The following is a 17,900-nucleotide window of genomic DNA, read 5'->3' on the forward strand; positions in this document are numbered from 1 at the left end:
GTGCCGACTCGGTCCCAGAATGGGACTTTCGCGACGGGGCACCAGCCCCGTGCGGGCCTCACCGCCGCCCGACCACTTGCCGCACCGCTGCCTTGGAGCAGCGCGGGACCCGACAGTGTCGCTCACCCCTCCTGGTGCTCTTCGCCCAGGAGGGGCTCCTCGTCGCCTCGCCCACCGGCGCCGAGCATCCGGCGCCGGCCCGAGGGGTGGGGCGGTTGGGAGCCGAGCACGCCGTGAATCCGCATATCCGCGAGGTCCGGGAAGCGGACGTCGGGAAGTTCACCCAGGACGTCGGCCTGTGCGGCGCTGATGTAGCGCTGAGGCTGGGGGCCTGTACCAAGGCTACGGCGGGCATCCACGCTGGTCATGGTACGGCTGGCACGGAAGCCGAGGGCCGACGCCTGCGCGGGCCCCTACGACATTTGCTTTCAACTACGCCTGCATGAGGCGTAGTTGGTTCGATTCCTTGTCAGTGCCGGGTCTTACCTTCGTAGGCACGCCCACACGGGCCTCTCCCCCGACCTCCCAAGGGACCCTCCATGACTTACGTTCGCGGTCATCGCCGCTCGGACGGCACCTACGTCCGCCCGCACCACCGTCGCACCCGTCCGGCCGCCCGCCGGACAACTCGTCCGACCGCAGCCCCTCGCCGGGTGAGCACGGCCACCACCCGGCCCCAGCCGACCACGGCCGGCCAAACGGTGTGGGTGCGCACGTACCGCCGCGCCGACGGAACCGTGGTCCGCGGGCACCACCGGCAGATCAGCGGCCCCGTGGCAGCGGCGGCCGGCGGTGGAGGCGTCCTGCTGCTCATACTCCTGCTGCTGGCCCTGCTGAACGGCGCAGGCTCCGGTGCGGCAAATACCCCGAGCCACCACCCGACCGCTCCGGCAAGCATCAGCGGTCACTTACCGACCCCGTAGGCGCCCCGCTCGGACTGCGGATTGGCGCTGACTCGGCAGTCCGGAAACCCGTGTACCGAGGAGCCGCGTCCTGGTGACAGGCGTACGGCGTAGCTGGCGGTGGAAATCTCAGGTCAGGTACGCCGGGCCGGACATCAGGAGAGGGCAGTGGGCTTGCGCGGCGGCGGCACGGCCCGCAAGAGCTCCCACAACGGTCGCGAACCGGATGCCCAAGCTCCGAGTGTCTGGCGGTCCACCACATGCAGGCGCTGCTGTTTGGCGAAGGCCTCAGCGGGCTTGGTGACGCGGCCGTTGGTCACGATGACGGCGACGTCAGCACCGTGGACCTGCCGGGCGGTGCCGTTGAGGATCTGCAGGTCGGGCGTGCCGACCGCTGAGCCGGCGAGTCCGTTGCGGCGGTGTTTGCACTGGATCACCCAGCGCCGCCCGTAGGGATCGGTCGCTTTCACGTCCGCGCCCAGGTCCCCGCTGCCGCCGACACGGACCGCGTCCGGGCAGCCGTCACGACGCATCAGATCCCGCACCGCATCCTCGAACCGGGCATGGTGCAAGGCATCCAGGTCGGGCAGTGCGTAGCGCAGGCCCTGCGTGCGGACCGCCTCCCACCGCGCCTGCTGCTGCCTCCGGTACAGCCACCCGCCGCCCGCCAGCACCGCGAGCACACCGAGGGCGAGCAGGATCCACCAGTGCGCCAGCAGCCAGTTGACGACCGTCACCACCACGGCGATGGCCACCACCGCAGCCAGCAGCAGGCCGGCCAGCCGGTCGTCGGCGCGCCGCCTGCTGGTCCTGCGGGTGCGGCGCCGCCCTGGTGGCCGGCGGGGCGCTGTCGGCCGTCCCTTGCGTGGGCGGCGGGTCACCGGCTGGCCTGCGTGATGCCGCCCGCCAGCTGCTCCACAAAATGGAGAATCCCCTGACCGGCCGGTGTGGGGGCGATCAGAATGCCCAGGGCCAGGACGATGACCACGGTCATCTTCTCGTCCGTGCGGCTACGGGACTCCGTACGGCGCCGCAGCCGGAAGAACACGATGACCGCGAGCAGCAGCGCCACGTTGATGGTCAGCAACCGTCCAGACCTCCCCCACCGACCCCAGCCATCACCACACAGGGCGGCCACAACACCGCTCCAGCGTTCTTGTGTACTGGCGCCCCGGTGACGTTGACGGCAGGTTGCCGACGAATGGCACAAACCCATCGGACCTGGCCGAATACCGTGCGACAGACCAGCAGATGACGTGCAGCTGGCTACCCAGGCATGTGGTGGCCTACGTCCATCCACGGTGTAGCGGGCCTCTGCTCTGCCGGCGCTGGACGGCACAGCGGCTAGTCTTCGCGTTGTGGGGCTGGGCGTGCCCAGCCCGGCCCCGCATGGACAAGCCCGTGCGTCATGGTCAGTGCTGGTAGCCGGTGGCGAGATGGTCGCCGCTCACCCAGCCACGGCGCCCGTTGCGGGCCCCGGACTCCACCACGCCGTACGCCCACCACACATCCCGCGCGGTGACGCCCCAGCACTCGGCGTAGAAGTCGGTGCCCATCGCCAGCACGGTCAGGGAGCGGTGCCCGGTGCCGCGGCCAGCCCTCAGATGCACCGGGCCGGTGGTGTGGAGCTGAGCGGCCGCGCCGTCCGTGTTGCAGGCTTTGGGACGGGCCGTGGCCATCGCGTGTGCCTGCGAGGCAGGGGCGGCTGCGGTGAGGGTAGCGAGGACGGCGGCCGTGGCGGCCGCCGCTTTGAGGAGTCGTCGGATCATGCCCAGCCAATCTGCGATCGCGCGCCGGTCGTCACGGCTGGCCAAGCAAGATCACTCGCCGGTGGTCGACAGGGCCGTCCTGGCAGTCGATCACGACGGCGTTCCACCCCACGCACAACATTCGTCTGGGCAGCGTCACCCTTGCTCAGGTCGCTGATGCAGGACAGTGGCAAACAGGGCACGGAACTTCTCGCACTGCTCCGGCGTGAACCGGGGCGCAGCAGCCACCTCGCGTTTGATGCGCTCGATTGCCTCGGGCCCGAAGAGCGCGTCGGCCTCGGCTAGGGAGAAGTGGTTGTCATTCATCGTTGCATGGCTCCTCACCGGGCAGTTCTGGTGTTGGGGTGGGCAGTGGGCGGCAGTGGGCGGTCATGATTCGCCGCAGTTGTTGGACGAGTTCGTCGCTGGGCTCGGGTGCGGCGGCGACGCGTCGATGGATGCGCTCGATCACGTCGTCGCCGAGGATGGCGCGACGCTCCTCGCGGTTCACAGCGCTTCTCGGGCGCTACGCCGGCTCGCCAGCGGAACCAAAACGCGGGTGCTGTACGACCGGTCTGCTTTAAGGGGGAACCGGCCTGCGGCCGGCTCGTGATGGAAAAGGCTGTCGATCCGCTCAAGGTCCGGGTCGGTGAAGTACACAGTCCGGCCGAGCTTGGTGTGGGGCAGCTTCCTGATGTGCCGACGGAGCCACGTCTCGTTGACGCGAAGGACTCTTGCCGCCTCCGGATAGGTGTGCCGGCGACTGATGGGCGATGCATACACGAGTGCACCTTGCCCGCCCTGTGCCCGGCCTACGTCACCCCAACGCGGGGTTTCAGCGCCCAGCGTGAGAGGAGATCGCACCGACTACGCCTCTCCGAAGCGGATAATCCGAAGTGGAGGCTAGCCGCGCACCGAGCCACCACACGGTTGATACGCCTACAAGCCGTGCGCCAGGCGCCGCACCTACAGCTCGAAGTCGAGCTGCTCGACGTCGGTCAGCTCGACCTCGAGGCCGTGGGCGCGGCGGCCGCTGTCACGGAAGTAGACCTCGCCCAACGCTTCGGCGGTGATGGTGCGCAGCTGCTGTTCGGTGGCGCCGACGGCTTGGGCGTCGAAGAGGCGGGCGGCGAGGTGTGGGGGCAGGGCGAGGGTGAGGTGACGCAGGCGGGCGTCGTCGGTGGTGCCGGGCGCGGCGGTGAACCCGAACCGGGCCCGGGTGTCGATCATCAGACCGGTACTGGTGGCCGCCTGGCGGCGGGCCTGCTCGCGGATGCGGGGCTGCCAGCGGGCGCGGACCGCGTCGGCCAGGCGCCCGGCGAGGTCCGCGCGGGGCCGGCGGATCTGGTCCTTCACGTAGCGCTCCACGGTGCGCTGGGAGACGCCGAGCAGCTCGGCCACCGCCCGGGTGCCCTTGAGCTGCTTGACCAGGTAACGCATCTGCGCACCCGCGGACTTCGGGATCGGGCGGGTGAACGCCTTCTGCGCGGCGCGGTCCAGGCCCTCGGAGACCAGACCCATGGGAGGGACATCCTTTCAAGATCTGCTGTAGGCCCCTCTCGCGGTCGATCAGCCTGCCCGGCGGGGGAATATGACGCCGGGCCAGGTGATCGGCCGCGAGAGGGGCGCTCAGGACGCTCCGCGGGGGCGCCGGGGTGGTCAGGTCTGGGACATGTCCACGAATCGGCTGTAGTGGAGCTGGGCGGCGACGGTCACGCAGGCGGTGGGCCCGAGCCTATTCTCCTCGATGACGAGGTCGACCTCGCCGGCCCGCACCGATTCCTTGTCGTCCGCATCGCGTCGCTCAATTGATCACAACGCGCGTCGTTCTTGATCGCCCGCAAATCGCGCATGAGGCCATCGTCATCGAGCTGGGGCAGGGCGATGTCGGGGCAGTCGAGCATGACGGAGCGATCTTCAGGCTACGGGAGACCCCGGCAACGGCCTGCTCACGGTTGGTGGTGCGGGAACCACCCGACCAGGAAGGGGACGTCGAAGGAGGTACTGCGCAGGCGATGGTCGAGCCAGTCGGCAGCCAAGACGTCGTGCAGGGCCTGAACGCGCGTTATGGCCGCACTACCCCAATCCCCGGCGACAAACTACCGCGCAGCAGTTGAAATTCGCGGCCGTCAATTGCTCAGCCACAGAACGGAAGCCCCGATATGCGAGCGTCGAAATTCGACGTACGGAGGTACCTGAGCCGAACGGCCCCCCGGGGCCGGGCGGCGGAACCGCCCACCGGCACCAGCCACGCTTCCGTGTTTGAGAGCGTCACAGCCCTGACCACCCGACGCTCAGACCCGCTACTGCTCTGAGCGACCCGCACCGGGGCGCAGTGCCGCGCGCTGAGCGAGCTCAGCCGCTGAGGCCGGCCTCCCCGATCCGGTGGTTGTCGACGGCGACACGCCCGCTGCTGCCAGCTGCTTGTGCCGCGCACCGCGCGCCGATGTCGGTGGGGGTGCGTGTGGCAGCCGGGCTCTAGTGACACATAAGAGCGTTCTGCTCTGAAACCGGTCCTGACCTGCGGTGATGCGAAACCGTTTGTTCTGGGGTTCCAGAACAAACGCGTCCCGGGTGTTCTGGATATCCAGAACAAAAACCCTTCAGAGATGACAACCCGTCAGGCAACTGTGGGGTGGCGTTCGTTCTGCGTCTCCAGAACAAGCCGGTTTACCTAGTGCTACCGTGCTTCCCGAAACGTTGATCATCTCTGGAGGGCTGCGCTGATGGAACAGCTGCCGATCGTCCGCCCCGGCGAGCGCGTTGTCGCGCGGCCGGACGGCAAGGGCGGCTTGATCCTGGGCGTCGAGAAGATCAAGGGCCGCGAGTTCGCCGCGAGCGCTGAGTGCAGAGGCTACGTGCTGGACGCCCGGCTGCTGATGGACGTCCTCGGTAGTCTCAAGATGCCCGGCTCCTGGTTCCAGGTCTGGTGCAAGCTTGTGTCGCTGCAGAACGCCAACCGCGCTGACGACAACCTGCGGGCTGCTGCCCGCGGCTTCGTGAAGACGAACCAGCGTGACCTCCAGGCCCGGTGCAACCTGTCGGCGGCCTCGGTGAACGAGGCGTCGCAGTTCTTCGCGCACATCGGCTGGATGCGCACCGCCAAGCGCGGGATCCTCCAGCTGAACCCGTGGCTCACGGTGGCCGGCACCTCCGGCGAGCAGGAGAAGTGGCAGGCGCTGTGGAACAGCGCGGAGGGCCCGGCCTGCATCATCCCGCACTCCGACTATCCCACCGAGTGGCGCCAGATCCGCGAGGCGGAGAAGAAGGCCGCCGAGTCGGCCCGCCGCAAGGAGAAGGTCGTCACGCTGCGGCAGCGTCGGCCCGTACGCAAGGCGAGCGCATGACCGCGCGCGGCATATCCTCGATACAACGTCTCGACCTAATCGGAAGTGGTGAGGCTCCGTGAGTAGCTCTTACGTCCCCAGCCCTCCCACCGAGGCACCCGTCACGATCACTCGTAATGTCCTGCGCCTCCTGGCCCTCGTCGACGTCTCCACCGCCGGCCGCCGCGTTCTGGACCAGCTGCTGTACCTCAGCGACCCGGAGACCGGCACCGCCGAGATCAGCCAGAACGAGATGGCGCGCGAGCTGGGCGCGAGCAAGCCGACCGTGAACCGCGGTTTCAAGGAGCTGCGCGAGTGCGGACTCGCCTGGGGCCTCGAGGACGGCCGCTACCAGCTCCACCCGCTGCTGACCGGCGGTGCGGTCTCCTCCCCCGTCATGTCGGTGCCCGAGATCAAGGCCGCCGACCCCGAAAGCTTCACCGAGCAGCGACGGGCCCGGTTCGCCGCCCAGGTGGCCAATCTCGCCGCCACCGGTTGAATAACCCCACCGAGGACCCTGAACGGCCCTCCAGCGGGCTCCTGGCCCAGCGAAGACACACAGGCGCTGCACCTCCGGGTGCGGCGCCTTCTTCATGCCCGCCCGCGATCAAGCCGGTAGCACTACGTAAACCGGCTTGTTCTGGGAGAGCAGAACAAACGCCAGCCACTGCGAGTAGCAGGACGCCGGTAGCACCAGGTGAACCGGTTTGTTCTAGAGGAGCAGAACAAACCGCAGGATGCCGACGCCACTCATCCTCGCCACGCGAGGAAAACGTCAGGTCAGCACCTGCTGTCAGACCCCTTCGATTCACTGTTGCAGCCGAGACCAAGGGGTGGGACATGCTCGAACTGGTACACAACGATCCGCGCGGCTGGTTACTGCACTTTTTCAGGGCGCACCAGGTGCCCAGACAGGCGCTGGAAGGCACCGGACACGTCTATGTGCTCGCGATCACTGGTGCTGTGACGTACGTGAAGATCGGCTCCACTGGGCAACCGCGCGCCCGCCTCGAAGCGCTGCGTACAGAAGCGCACCGTCAAGGAGGCGCTGTCACACGGGCATGGCTATCCCCAGCGCGTCCCACTACAGGGGCACCGAGGCTTGCGCGCTCACGAACTGCCGCGCGATCTCGCCGTCATCCAGCCCACGAAGCGAGTACTTCCCCCATCTCGACTTCGCTATGGCACAGCGCGAAGCCGTCAAAGCTTTCCTTGGTATCCGCGATACCCCGCGGGTGTCGACAACGACTCCGGCTGCTGGCCAGCACCAGCCGATGCCTGGTCACGTCTTACGCCGACTCTCTCCCAGCGCATGGGATTACCGCCGACGGGAGTTGGAGTTGTTCCGTCAAGGCAGCCGCCGCAGCCGCTTCCGCCGGCGAAACAGCACCCCGGAGCGCCCCAGCCACGTACCAGAGTCCCTCATGGACGCTTTCAGCGCGCTGTTCCAGCCATCTGCGCCGGTGATTCACTTGCCCGTCCGGCGCGTCTCATCGTGACTCAGGCTCTCGGCGGCTTCCCACGACCTCTTCGGCATGCAAATGCTGCGCTCGGAGCGCGGCGACGGTCGGGTCCGCCGGCGGTTCGGCGGGCGGCGGGGACGGGGCGGTGCGGACGTCGCGGACGGCCTGGCGGACCACGGCGCGCACCGTGGCCTCATCTTGGGCTGTGAGTCTCACAGGTCTCACAGGCCTGGTGTCCGGAAACTCTGCGGCCTCCGACCCGACCGGCACTCTGGCCGGAACCCGGCGAGCCGTGCAGGGCCCAGGACTGCGGTTCATGCGAGTACCGCCACTACGGTCCGCCGACTCACTACGGTCGGCACATGACCAATGACGGTGTACTAGCGGACGAGGCGGTCCGTGCGGCATGGGACTGGTGCCGGATCTTAGAAAAGCGCACGTCAGAGGCGGAGCGCTGGCAGGCGCAGGAGCGTGTCCAAGCCGTGATGGACACCTATGGTCGCGAGGAGGTGTCCCGGGGCGCTGTGTTCCTGGTGGGCGCGCTGACCGCGCACATCGTCGGCCAGCAGGACGGCGCAGAGGAAAACCGCCTCGATCCGATCAGCGATCTGATCCCAGCCGTGATCCGCAAGCTGCCCAACTTCGAACTGGCCGACCCCGCACAAGTGCCGATGGTCACCGGCGTTCTCATGGCTGCGGCCATGGGCATGGACACCGTGGCCTGGCGTGACCAGTTCGGAGCGATCCCGCCGGCGGAGGCCCTGGTGCACAACTTCGTGCTCTGGCTGCTCGCCGATCTCTTCGACAGTGTGGTCGAACAGCCCGGCGCCACCGACCTGCTCATGCGGGATACCTTCAACTCCCTCGCCTCCGAGCCTGATTGATCCCCTGGCGCTGCCTTACCGGGCAGCTGCGGGTCACGGGCATGAAGTGCCGCCCTCGCCAGGGTCGCCGACGGATCGCGGTTGTGGCGCTCCCCTTCCCGGGGATGGGTGGATATAGGGCGTGCCCGGCGCCGTGCGGCTCAGGCGGCCGGGCTCAGGCCCGCTGTGGTCATCGGGCGGGAGGCGGCCTTGAGTCGCATCCGTTCCCTGACCACGTCCTCGCCCTGGAAGGCATCCCAGTACGAGTGGGTGACGATGGTTGCGGACAGTTTGAGGCGCTCCTGGCGCAGCCGGGTGACCGCGTCCTTCTGCTCGTTGGTCCATCCCGGGCTGGGCTCCCGGCCTCCGGTGACCTCGCCGGTATGAGGGTGTTCGATGCCGGGCCAGCCCTCCGCGGGTTCCACCGACCAAGGCAGGGACCGCAGCAGCGCCGACAGCTCCGCGGTGGCCTGGTTCAGGCGGGTCCGGGCGGCGAGCAGGTCGCTGGGAAAGGACGTCTCAGCCATGACCGAAACGATACGCGTGTTCGAATCCGGTTCGGTGTTCGACGCGCCTGTACCGGGCGCGTCCTGAGGGGCTTGCCGGTCCTGTACAGCGGGAGCACGGACCGGCTCTGCAGCCAAGGGCGGGACGGCGGGCTGCGCCGCCTGGTCACGCCGAAGAACCTCGGTCTCGCCTTCCCCAGGCTGCGGCTGGCGGAGGACCGGCGGGGCACACTGCGGCGCGAGCTCCGCCGCGGCTGGGTGCACGGGAGGCTGGGGCCTGTCGACGGTGATGGAGAGCTGCGCGAGGCCGCGTCGGGGCAGCGGTGCGCATGGCGTCCACTTTTCCTCTCCGAATCGGCAGGACAGCTCCGCCTCCTCACCGGAGAAGTGGATCGCGTCGCCAGGTTCGACGACTCCCTCGGCCGGCGGCTCTTCGATCGGCCGGTACCCGGACCACGTGGCCCGGTCCCGGGCAGGCACCCACATGTATGTCCCAGCCCGCGGGCTGCGTTGTGAGGGGATGAAGAGCGGCACCACGGTTCCGGTGGCCGCGCCGATCAGCGTCTGGCCGACGGTGACGCCCCGGGTGTTTCCGGCTTCCCCGGTCCAGCCCGTACCTTCGTCGTCCAGCCGCCGGGGGGTGTCCCACTGCAGGTGCACCCGGCCGCAGCCGGTCTTCGCCAGGCCGTCGGGGCATGGACGCTCAGCCGCCGCTGTGCAGGCCCACTCGACGAGGACGCGGTACCCGCCCATCAGGGGAAGATCGGTGGCATTGCTGATCTGCCGCCACGTTGCCGGCCGGGTCAGCATCCAGTTCGCTCGGTCGACGAGGTGGAACTTGTCGTTGTCGGTGATCCAGTTGGCGGTGAGCCCGGCGCTGGCGTGTGCTCGGGACCGGCGCAGGACCGTCCCGGAGCTGGCGTTGTAGTACTGCGCCTCGCATCCCAGGTTCAGCCCTCCATCGCCGATGACGGTCACGTCCGGCCGGGACGTTCGGAACTTGGTCGCCTTCTCCACGTCGTACCGGATGCCGGCCGCGTCACAGGTCCGGGCCACGAACTCCTTCATGGCCTTGTGCCGGTCGCTCTCCTCCGGCGTCATCTCGTGGGACGTGGGCAGGTGCGCCGCCCGCAAACGCACCAGGCCATCGGGTCCGCGATGCTTCCGGACGTACATGAAACGGCTCTGCACGCCGTTCTCCTCTGCCTTGCACACGCGGCCCGCCTGGCTTTCGACGCACTGCAGCAGGAACCGGTCGCGTTCGGCGATCGGGCGGAGCAGCGCGTCGATCAGGTCGGGCACGAGGTGTCTGCTGTCGCGGGGGAGACCGAGGTCGTCCTTGTCGAGTGCGAGGACTTGCTGGAGTTCCTCGTGCCAGACGCCGTTCGCCAACGTGCACCGCCTTCGCTTGGGAGGACTTCCCTTCGAAGGTAGAGCCAGGCACTGACAATCCAACAGATGCCGGGTGATCATAAGGAATTCCGGCAATCCGTTTCGTCCTGGATCAACGGGTTCGGTGTCGGCTACTACGGTGCGGACCGCGTTCCCGTCACGCTGGCGACGTCCCCTCCCTGGCCGCTACATGCCGGGGTCGAGCGCCTGCACCGGGGCTATCCGAGCCAGGCGATGGTCAGGACCGACAGGCGGAGCAGGGGCCGGTTCACCCAGTACGTGAGGGAGAGCTGGCCGACGGAGGCGTGGCGGATGTCCTCGCCCCCGAGGTCCGGCCCAACCTCCGGCTAGCCGGCTGAATCGCCGCCGCACCCTCGCACCGTCACGGCGCCCGCCGACCGGGAGGGCGCCGTCGTCTTCCCCGGCCGGGACCGCAGCGCGGCCGGTAGCACTGACTACACCGGATCGTTCTGGAGCAGCAGAACAAACCGGCGCCATCCGCTGCACCATCCCGGGGCCGGCTGCCGACCCGTGCGGCACCCTTGTGCTACGCGGGCGCATGTAAATGCTGCGCTGCACCCACGACACTGCCCTGCTGTCATCCGACGGCCACCACCAGGAGCAGCACCAGGTCCCTGCCGCAGGCCCTCGCCTCACGCATGTCCGCAGCCCGCTAGCTCCAGAGGTGATCCCCTGGTCCAGGAGTGGACGGTGTGAGGCAGTCCTTCGAACAGAACTGAGGCGGAATGCCGCGGTCCCACGCTCGCAGGCTCGGGTTCGGGAAAGGTCCGTTGCACGTCGCGCAGGAGCCGACCTTGGCGCGGATACGAAGTGCCTCCTTCCGTGCCACCTCGTAGAGGCGCAGCCGCTCCCGTTCGAGCCCGTACCGCATGGCGAGGGCGTCCGTCTCGTTCCAGAAGACTTCGTCGATGACGTCAGGGTCCTCGAAGCACATGTGCAGCAGGGACCTGCTGACCGGTTCGAAGGCGCCGTTGGCGACGGCGGCCTTAATGAGCAGGTCCGCCTCGGGGCTGCCGCCGAGACGGGTTGGGTCGCGGTCGAGTTCTTCGTTTCGGGCGTGCCCCCAGTCGCTGGCCATGCGTGCCAGGGTCTGGGCGTCGCAGTCGGCGAGGTGGCTGTCGCATCGGCTGAAGGCCCACGAGGTGGGCGAGTGCCGGCAGCCAGGTGTCCGGCACAGCTCGTCGGCCCGGTCTTGGGTGATGATGAGCCGGAAGCGGCGTTCGTTGCACACCACGAACGCCGTCTCCAGCGGGTCCATGGACTCCACGGTGATCCGTGCCTTGTGCCCTTCCCGGGCAAGGGAGCCTGCCAGTTCGAGCACGGTGCCGTAGGGGATGGCTTCGCCGAGTACCTGGGACTGGAAAACGGCCGGCGCGTACTCGTCGTCATAGCCCCAGTCGACGTCCGCGGGCGGAAGGGTGGCGCACTCGTTCAGCAGCTCGGAGAGGAGAAAGGTTCGGGTGGTGCGGGCCGGTGCTGCGGCCATTTCACGGGCGAGCTGGGTGTACCGGCGGTCGGTGCTCTGCTGGGCGGCGCGGATCTCAGCTTTCCGCTTCTTGTCCTTGGTCACGACGTTCCTACCACGGCATGCCCACGCCCATGCCGTAGCCCGGCCATCATGATCAAGTCAGGTGATCGCGCGAGTCGGTGACCCTTGTCCTCGTCCCGGGGCGCGTGGGTGCTTCCGGCCGGGAGTCTGGCAGGCGCGTGCTGCCGCAGGCGGCAGAGTAGCGCACCCGATGCAGGGTCTGACGGTCAATCGTCGTGCCGGATCATGTCGCGGTCGCGGGATGCGGTGATTGCGGCGGCCCGGGTCGTACGCCTGACAACCTCACAGCACCCCACGTCCACCAGGGAGAACAGGGTGTGTGACTCAAAGCGGGAGCCGGGTGTCCGCGAGCGGCGGCGGTCAGAGGACGGTGCCGTGCAGGGCACGGCGGTCACCGGAGATCGCGTAGCGGCGGGCGGCGAGGCCGTGCTCGAGGGGCTCACCGATCTCCTCACAGAGCAGGGCGAGGACGTCGGCCGCATCGGTGTCGGACAGGTAGGCCGGCGCGACTTCGAGCATCAGCTCGCCGATGACGTGGGTGCTGGCGGCGAGTTCGTCGACAACGCGGCGCAGCGCGGCGACGGTCGGGTCCGCCGACGGGACGGCGGGTGGCGGGGGCGGCGCGGTGCGGAGGTCACGGACGGCCTGGCGGACCACCGCGCGCACCGTGGCCTCATCACCCGCTCGAAGGCCGGCACCCAGGTGTCCGCGCGCCGGTCGGCGCGCAGCTGGGCAAGGAGTTCGGCCGGCGCCTCGGGCGCGGGGGTGTACGGCGTGACGGGTGTGCGTGGTCGGGCTGCGCGCTCATCTGGTCCTCCCGGCGGGTCGTCACCTCACGGTAGGCGCGCCGGGTGGCCGTCGATGCGGGCATGGACGGATCCCCTCCTACTGGGTGCGCAGGGTGCCACACAGTTGCTGCTCGCTGGCCCCGCTTGCTGGGTGTCGAACAGGGCTGCTAGGCGGGCGGCACGCCCGCGCACCGAAACCTATTGGGCCCTGGCGTCGCTAGGGTGCCTAGGTCAACCGCATCAGCGGTCGATGGCTTCCCTTTGCTGAGGTGGGTACGTGCCGAACACTTCTTCCGTCCACAGCGGTTGGTCCGCGCAGAACGCCTCCTACATGGGCGATGTGGCCGGCGAGATCGGGCAGGTCGGAAACGATGCAACCGAGCCCGTTGACACGCTTGCCCTGGCCTGCGCGATGGCCGAAGCCGGCGAGGGCCTGGAGAAGGCGCTGGGGCACGTCTGGGCGCTCTACACGCCGCAGGAGGCGGCCGTTGTCGCGTCAGCGCTGCACGCGAGCATGGCCGCCGCCGTGACCAACTTGCGTGCCCTGTCTGCGGCTGTGAAAGAAGTGGCCGCTCGTGGCGACTTCGCTCAGCCCGGTCCCACTGGCGCATTCATCAGCGTGGATGACGAGACTCCGGGAGACGCCCTGGACCGTCTGGAAACCGTGGCCGACGAAGTCGAGGGTCACCTGGGCGTGCTGCTGCCGGCCATCAGCGTCCTGGATGCGGCGCCTGGCCTGTACCGTCCCGCCTCCGACGTGCACGGCACCATGGTGGCCGTCGCCAAGGCCCTGGGGCCGTGCGCCCGGCTCCACACACCCGACATCGGCCACAACCAAGGCGCCAGCGAGGACCCCTGCGGCTGCCACATCCGCATTCACGTCGACGGCGAGCTGTACTACTTCGACCTCGCAGACATGGGGTGGACCTGTTGTGCGACAGCGACGCACTTGAGACCCTTGACGGAAGCAAGACGTGGCACAACCAAGACGGGTTGCTTGTGCGCAGCCCACTGGCGCACCCCGATCAGCTGGCAGAAGCCATCATGCACGCCATCAAGAACCACGCTGGATGCCGACCCCGGCGATAGGCTGCGGAAGCCGCCCTGCCGCCGGCTGTCACAACCTCTCCTCTTGCATAACCGCGTGCAGACCCGCTCAACTCTCGGGCCCGTATGGAGGCATCAGTGCCTGACCTGATACAGGCATGGGGCGAGCATCAGGGCGCGAAGGCCGAACTGCGTGCACAGGTGTGGCTGCCCGCACAGACCACCGACTGCAAGCCCGCGGCCGGGGCCGGCCTCAGCCCCGGGCACGTCCTCGCTCAGCTCGCCGCCCATTTCGTCATCAGCAGACGGCCCGCCGCCCGACCGTCGAACATCAGTGGGCCCTTCACCACTGCACAGGAAAAACCGGTCGCCGGCTCTCAACGCCCGCGTCTCTTATGTCGCGCTTGCGAATTTCCGGGTCCTTGCTGTGCCAGATCGAACCACAAATACTCCGCTACCCTCAGGAATCTCCAAAGAGCGCATTAGAAGGTCTTCAACGTCAATCTCTTGGGGCCACAGGGTGTGACGCAAGGTCCAGCGAACCCCAGCCAAGTCAACTCCCACTAGCAGAGCGCTGCGCAGGTCTGCTGCTGTGAAATCATCCAAAAACTCACGCCATTCTGAGAAAGTCAATACTGGGAACCTCGGCGCGTGCAGAAAGTTTTGCGCCTCATTCTTCACGAAGTGTCGGAACTTCGTTTCGGCGAGCATCATCGCGTAAGTTGGCACGATACGATCGAGGCCGCGCGCTCTGTACTCAACCTCTTTCTGTGCTCGGGCAAGGTCTCGGGTCAACTCTCGTGCAGTCTGTCGACCGCGGGAGCTGCTATCCCTGCGCACCCTTTGCTGCTCACGGTTGATATTGCTTGCTCGATCAATGGCTAGTCCGAGCTCTCTGCCGAATTTCACCATCTCTTCGAGCTGCTCCTCAGTTTCATCAAACACCCTGGGAACCATTTCAGCAATCTCACGTAGCGTGATGAGCATGTTCTCGGCTGTGCTGATGAAGACAACCGAGCAGTCAACTGCTACCGCGAGCTTCATGCTCCGCCCGCCAAACAGTGCATCATGTAGGCGTTGCACGGTATCGCTTAGGCCTCGGCAGTTCTCTTCGGCCACCTCCATTTGGTGCTGACCAGCGATGAGCTTGGTGAAGCTAGGGTTGGCGCGCAGCATCATTCGTGCTGCAGGGGATATTTCCGCCTTGATTTTATCGACACCGTTGGCCGACTGCGGCGCAACGGCTTCGGGGTTCTGGCGCAGCTCGACACGTGTTGCGGGCAGGATTTCTCGCAGGCCTGCTTCCACGTCGATGACTGAGCTGAGACTTTGCGTCACGATTTCGTTGTCGGCTTGAAGTAGGATTTCTCGCAGGCCTGCTTCTACATCGATAACTGAGTCCAGCGACGCCAGGAGCCTGTCATGCGCCTGGTTGAGCTTCGCCTTTGACGTTCCACCGGGAGGTGTATTCCGGTTCATCGTTCCCCTTCCTCCCACTCGCGGATGCGTGCGGTCGCAGCGCGCCGGGCCTTTTTAAGGCTTGCTCTTACTGCTTCGGGGCTCATGCCCAGTTGCTCAGCAATCTCCACCGGCGTGAAGTCACTAAGGGTCCAAGCGAGGACCTGCCGTTGCCGGGCAGGCAAATTCCTGATGACACTCAAAGCATAATGTTGACATTCCCATTCGATCACAGCATCGGGGCGTGGCGTAAGGGAGGTCGGTTCAGGTATCTCATCGACTGGATCCTCGCGCACATCAGCGATTTTCCTGACTAGAGCTCGAGCAGCAACCGTAAACACCCAGGATCGATGATTATTAATCTCGCTCCACCGTTGATACGCGGAGGCCATCGCAGTCTGTGATATGTCAGACGCGTCAGCTAGGGAGGCTCCCTGGTTGATTAGGAAGCCAATCAGCATTCGCACCGTCTCGCGATAAAAGGCGGAAAATTCCTCATCTTTCCCTTTTGGGGGAGTCGAACCACGTCTTGTAGCATTGTGCGAAGCGGGTAATTCCGCGGGACGGGCCAGGTTGTCATCGCTCACGCAGCCTCCCTCCCCGCGTCAGCCACGGGCCCACGATCGACCCGCATCGTCAGGTGGTGTCCATCTCCCGAGCGCGTGGTGAACTCAAGGCGGCCACCTGCCGCAACGGTCTTCGCTACATCCGCCAAACAGCTCTGACGTGCAAGTTCATGCCGCTCACGCCACCGCAGGCGGAGCCACAGGGCAAGTAGCCCGCTTACCTTGGCTATAACCAGCGATGCGGTACCGATCACGAACGTGGCCCAGTCCACGCGAGCCTCCTCCCTACGACGCACCCGCGATGAGCTCGTCAGAGTTAAGAGGCGATAGACGTCCTCAGCGTGAACCTAATAGCCAAGATTTTTTCGACGCTCCCCCGACCAGCGTCCACCAGCAGCTCAGCGACCTGGCGGCTGCCCTTGAGCTGGCGGACCAGGTAACGCATCTGCGCACCTGCGGACTTCGGCATCGGGCGGACCTTCTGCACGGCACGGTCCAGGCCATCAGCGACCAGTCCTGGCGGCCGATCAGCCCGTCCGACGAGGGATCACCATGGCCGCGTCGTTCTCGATCGCACCTGACTCGCGCAAGTCGGACACCACCGGCCGCTTGTTCTCGTGCTGTTCGGAGCCGCGGTTGAGCTGCGAGAGGGCGATGACCGGCCCACGCAGGTCCTTGGCCAGCAGCTTCAGGTGCCGGGAGATCGTGCTGCGTCGCGCGAGGCCGCGCAGCTGGCTCTGTAGCGCCGGAACTCTCTTGACCAGTCGTCGTGGAGCTCAACGCTCTTTTCACGGACCTGTGGGGCGTGGTCAACGGGATGCTCCAGGGCAAGTTCCTCTACTACGAGTCGCAGCCCGAGCCGAGTGACGCGACGCGCCTGCTGCCGATGCTGATGCCCCAGTGGGGACATCAACGCGGCGCGCTGTTCACCTCGCCGGATCAGGACGGCAAGGCCGCAGTGGAGTTCTCGTTCGTGGTGCGCCCGGTCGACGGGCTCGACGACCAGGCAGAAATCGCCTTCGACCTGCGGGTGGTGCACCGACACTACGGTCTGGAGGACTATCCCTTCGAGCTGCCGCGCGTCTGGAACGCGCCCGTCGGTTCCGTCCAATTCGCTCGGATCCTGGACGAGATCCGTGCCGTTGCCTCCAACGCGGTGCCGGACATGCTTCCACTGATTCTCCGCATCGTGGCCCCGGCCGACGGCCACGTCCCGGACTGGTACACCAAAGCCCGCGCACCTTTCTTCGGCTCAGTCACAGAAATTCAGCCGTCACGTATTCGCTCCTAGTCAGTAATCCAGATCGAGGTAGTCGATGTCGTTGATTTCCACGTCCGACAGTCCCATAGCGCGACCGCCGCCGTCCTGGAAATACACTTCCTTAAAACCTTCGGCGATGATTCCGCGCATCTGCTGGTCGCTGACCCCCGCGTCGCGGGCGTCGAAGAGGCGCCGTGCGTACTCCGGGGGGAGGTGCACGGTGAGTCGCCGGAACCGTCCGTCGTCGGTCGTGCCGACCGGCGCGGTGTAGCCGAACCGGGCCCGGGTCTCCACCGTGATCCCGCCGGTGGTGGCGGCCTGCTTCTGCCGGCGCTTGCGCACCAGCGGCTGCCACCGCTTCCGTACGGCGTTATCGATCTTCGCGGCGACGTCATCGCGGGCGTGCTTGCGGGCGCCGCGGCGGTAGCGGTTGACGGAGTCGGCGGTGACGCCGATCTCCTGCGCGACGGCCTTCGCGCTGCCGAGCTGCCGGATCAGGTAGCCGATCTGGCCCTTGAGAGTCTTGGGCGGCTCCTTGGTGAATGCCTCGCGGTCGGCACGCTCGATCGCGTCCTCGATCTCTTTCACGGCTCACCTGCCGTCGTAATCGGCATCGCGGTGGAACCGGTCGTGAACGAGGCGGGCATCTTTGGCCGCGTCGAGGTTCACGGCCAAGCGCTCGGCAACCCCATCGCTCTCGGGCTTGAGGTAGCCCAGCGTGCGCAGTTCTGCGACGGCCTTGCGGAACGCCTCTCGGCCTTCGGCGGCCAGCCGCTCCTCGCGGGTCAGCGAAGACAGTTGGTGCATCAGGGGTTGGTCGTCGTCGGGGTATCCGGTGGCGAGTTCGGCCAGGACACCGCGGGCGCGCCAGGTCAGGCGCATGTCGCGCATCGCCCGGGCGAACAGGATCGGGTCGTGGCCCGGCGGGCGGGTAGGCAGTGCCCATCGAGGGCGGACGCTGTTGGTGGAGGTCATCGGTGCGGTCCTTCGTATGGAGTCGGGTAGGGCAG

20 protein-coding genes and 2 pseudogenes are annotated in these 17,900 nt (G+C 67.2%); 7 read left to right on the top strand and 15 right to left on the bottom strand.

The genetic code is table 11. The features are described from left to right. Window positions 1–539: 539 nt before the first annotated feature. Window positions 540–923, top strand: coding sequence for a hypothetical protein (locus ACF08B_RS38965; protein WP_392321781.1), 384 nt, complete (start codon window positions 540–542; stop codon window positions 921–923). Window positions 924–1,057: 134 nt separating this feature from the next. Here the strand turns inward: ACF08B_RS38965 and ACF08B_RS38970 are convergent, their stop codons facing one another. The 6 genes from ACF08B_RS38970 to tpg (ACF08B_RS38995) form a co-directional block, all read right to left on the bottom strand. Beyond that, window positions 1,058–1,684 carry a restriction endonuclease gene (locus ACF08B_RS38970; protein WP_392321805.1) on the bottom strand — a complete coding sequence of 209 codons (627 nt, stop codon included), beginning with the start codon at window positions 1,682–1,684 and terminating at the stop codon, window positions 1,058–1,060. A gap of 95 nt (window positions 1,685–1,779) precedes the next feature. Beyond that, window positions 1,780–1,989 carry a hypothetical protein gene (locus ACF08B_RS38975; protein WP_392321782.1) on the bottom strand — a complete coding sequence of 70 codons (210 nt, stop codon included), beginning with the start codon at window positions 1,987–1,989 and terminating at the stop codon, window positions 1,780–1,782. Window positions 1,990–2,314: 325 nt separating this feature from the next. After that, entirely contained in the window at window positions 2,315–2,671 is a 357-nt protein-coding gene (locus tag ACF08B_RS38980) for a hypothetical protein (protein ID WP_392321783.1), read from the bottom strand. A 135-nt stretch (window positions 2,672–2,806) separates the two neighbouring features. After that, a complete protein-coding gene (locus ACF08B_RS38985; RefSeq protein ID WP_392321784.1) occupies window positions 2,807–2,977 on the bottom strand; it encodes a hypothetical protein in 171 nt (56 codons plus the stop codon). Further along, complete coding sequence (locus ACF08B_RS38990; protein ID WP_392321785.1) at window positions 2,970–3,161, bottom strand: hypothetical protein; 192 nt, start codon at window positions 3,159–3,161, stop codon at window positions 2,970–2,972. Before ACF08B_RS38990 ends, ACF08B_RS38985 begins: the two co-directional genes overlap by 8 nt. 455 nt (window positions 3,162–3,616) lie before the next feature. Further along, the gene (gene tpg / locus ACF08B_RS38995; RefSeq protein WP_392321786.1) at window positions 3,617–4,171 is read right to left on the bottom strand and encodes a telomere-protecting terminal protein Tpg; all 555 of its coding nucleotides are present in this window, start codon (window positions 4,169–4,171) and stop codon (window positions 3,617–3,619) included. Between the two features lie 287 nt (window positions 4,172–4,458). Here tpg (ACF08B_RS38995) and ACF08B_RS39000 point away from each other — a divergent pair, with 287 nt between their 5' ends. The 4 genes from ACF08B_RS39000 (at window position 4,459) to ACF08B_RS39015 (ending at window position 8,323) form a co-directional block, all read left to right on the top strand. Then, the gene (locus ACF08B_RS39000; RefSeq protein WP_392321787.1) at window positions 4,459–4,767 is read left to right on the top strand and encodes a hypothetical protein; all 309 of its coding nucleotides are present in this window, start codon (window positions 4,459–4,461) and stop codon (window positions 4,765–4,767) included. Window positions 4,768–5,376: 609 nt separating this feature from the next. Then, window positions 5,377–5,997 (top strand): hypothetical protein, encoded by a 621-nt coding sequence (locus tag ACF08B_RS39005; RefSeq protein ID WP_392321788.1) that lies wholly within the window; start codon window positions 5,377–5,379, stop codon window positions 5,995–5,997. Between the two features lie 58 nt (window positions 5,998–6,055). Further along, window positions 6,056–6,475, top strand: a complete 420-nt coding sequence (locus ACF08B_RS39010) for a helix-turn-helix domain-containing protein (RefSeq protein ID WP_392321789.1) — start codon at window positions 6,056–6,058, stop codon at window positions 6,473–6,475. Window positions 6,476–7,801: 1,326 nt separating this feature from the next. Next, a complete protein-coding gene (locus tag ACF08B_RS39015) occupies window positions 7,802–8,323 on the top strand; it encodes a hypothetical protein (protein WP_392321790.1) in 522 nt (173 codons plus the stop codon). Window positions 8,324–8,463: 140 nt separating this feature from the next. Here the strand turns inward: ACF08B_RS39015 and ACF08B_RS39020 are convergent, their stop codons facing one another. The 3 genes from ACF08B_RS39020 to ACF08B_RS39030 form a co-directional block, all read right to left on the bottom strand. Next, window positions 8,464–10,110 (bottom strand): hypothetical protein, encoded by a 1,647-nt coding sequence (locus tag ACF08B_RS39020; protein ID WP_392321791.1) that lies wholly within the window; start codon window positions 10,108–10,110, stop codon window positions 8,464–8,466. 763 nt (window positions 10,111–10,873) lie between these two features. Further along, window positions 10,874–11,791, bottom strand: a complete 918-nt coding sequence (locus tag ACF08B_RS39025; RefSeq protein WP_392321792.1) for a hypothetical protein — start codon at window positions 11,789–11,791, stop codon at window positions 10,874–10,876. A 339-nt stretch (window positions 11,792–12,130) separates the two neighbouring features. Further along, window positions 12,131–12,436, bottom strand: coding sequence for a hypothetical protein (locus ACF08B_RS39030; protein WP_392321793.1), 306 nt, complete (start codon window positions 12,434–12,436; stop codon window positions 12,131–12,133). Between the two features lie 399 nt (window positions 12,437–12,835). On the opposite strand from ACF08B_RS39030, the gene ACF08B_RS39035 reads away from it, so the two are divergent. Next, a complete protein-coding gene (locus ACF08B_RS39035; protein ID WP_392321794.1) occupies window positions 12,836–13,756 on the top strand; it encodes a hypothetical protein in 921 nt (306 codons plus the stop codon). A gap of 242 nt (window positions 13,757–13,998) precedes the next feature. Here the strand turns inward: ACF08B_RS39035 and ACF08B_RS39040 are convergent, their stop codons facing one another. The 4 genes and pseudogenes from ACF08B_RS39040 to ACF08B_RS39055 all read right to left on the bottom strand — a co-directional run. Beyond that, window positions 13,999–15,084 carry a hypothetical protein gene (locus tag ACF08B_RS39040; protein WP_392321795.1) on the bottom strand — a complete coding sequence of 362 codons (1,086 nt, stop codon included), beginning with the start codon at window positions 15,082–15,084 and terminating at the stop codon, window positions 13,999–14,001. Further along, the gene (locus ACF08B_RS39045) at window positions 15,081–15,650 is read right to left on the bottom strand and encodes a sigma-70 family RNA polymerase sigma factor (RefSeq protein ID WP_392321796.1); all 570 of its coding nucleotides are present in this window, start codon (window positions 15,648–15,650) and stop codon (window positions 15,081–15,083) included. Before ACF08B_RS39045 ends, ACF08B_RS39040 begins: the two co-directional genes overlap by 4 nt. Before the next feature lie 370 nt (window positions 15,651–16,020). Next, a pseudogene (locus ACF08B_RS39050) lies at window positions 16,021–16,098 on the bottom strand (XRE family transcriptional regulator); the annotation flags it as partial. Between the two features lie 76 nt (window positions 16,099–16,174). Further along, window positions 16,175–16,339: pseudogene (locus ACF08B_RS39055) on the bottom strand (DnaB-like helicase C-terminal domain-containing protein); the annotation flags it as partial. A 59-nt stretch (window positions 16,340–16,398) separates the two neighbouring features. Between ACF08B_RS39055 and ACF08B_RS39060 the strand changes: the two are divergent. Beyond that, window positions 16,399–16,920 (top strand): hypothetical protein, encoded by a 522-nt coding sequence (locus ACF08B_RS39060; protein WP_392321797.1) that lies wholly within the window; start codon window positions 16,399–16,401, stop codon window positions 16,918–16,920. Here the strand turns inward: ACF08B_RS39060 and tpg (ACF08B_RS39065) are convergent, their stop codons facing one another. Continuing rightward, entirely contained in the window at window positions 16,921–17,478 is a 558-nt protein-coding gene (gene tpg, locus ACF08B_RS39065; protein ID WP_392321798.1) for a telomere-protecting terminal protein Tpg, read from the bottom strand. A gap of 3 nt (window positions 17,479–17,481) precedes the next feature. After that, entirely contained in the window at window positions 17,482–17,865 is a 384-nt protein-coding gene (locus ACF08B_RS39070) for a hypothetical protein (RefSeq protein ID WP_392321799.1), read from the bottom strand. Window positions 17,866–17,900 lie beyond the last annotated feature (35 nt).

Source organism: Streptomyces sp. NPDC015139 (assembly GCF_043079785.1).
Classification (GTDB): domain Bacteria; phylum Actinomycetota; class Actinomycetes; order Streptomycetales; family Streptomycetaceae; genus Streptomyces; species Streptomyces albidocamelliae.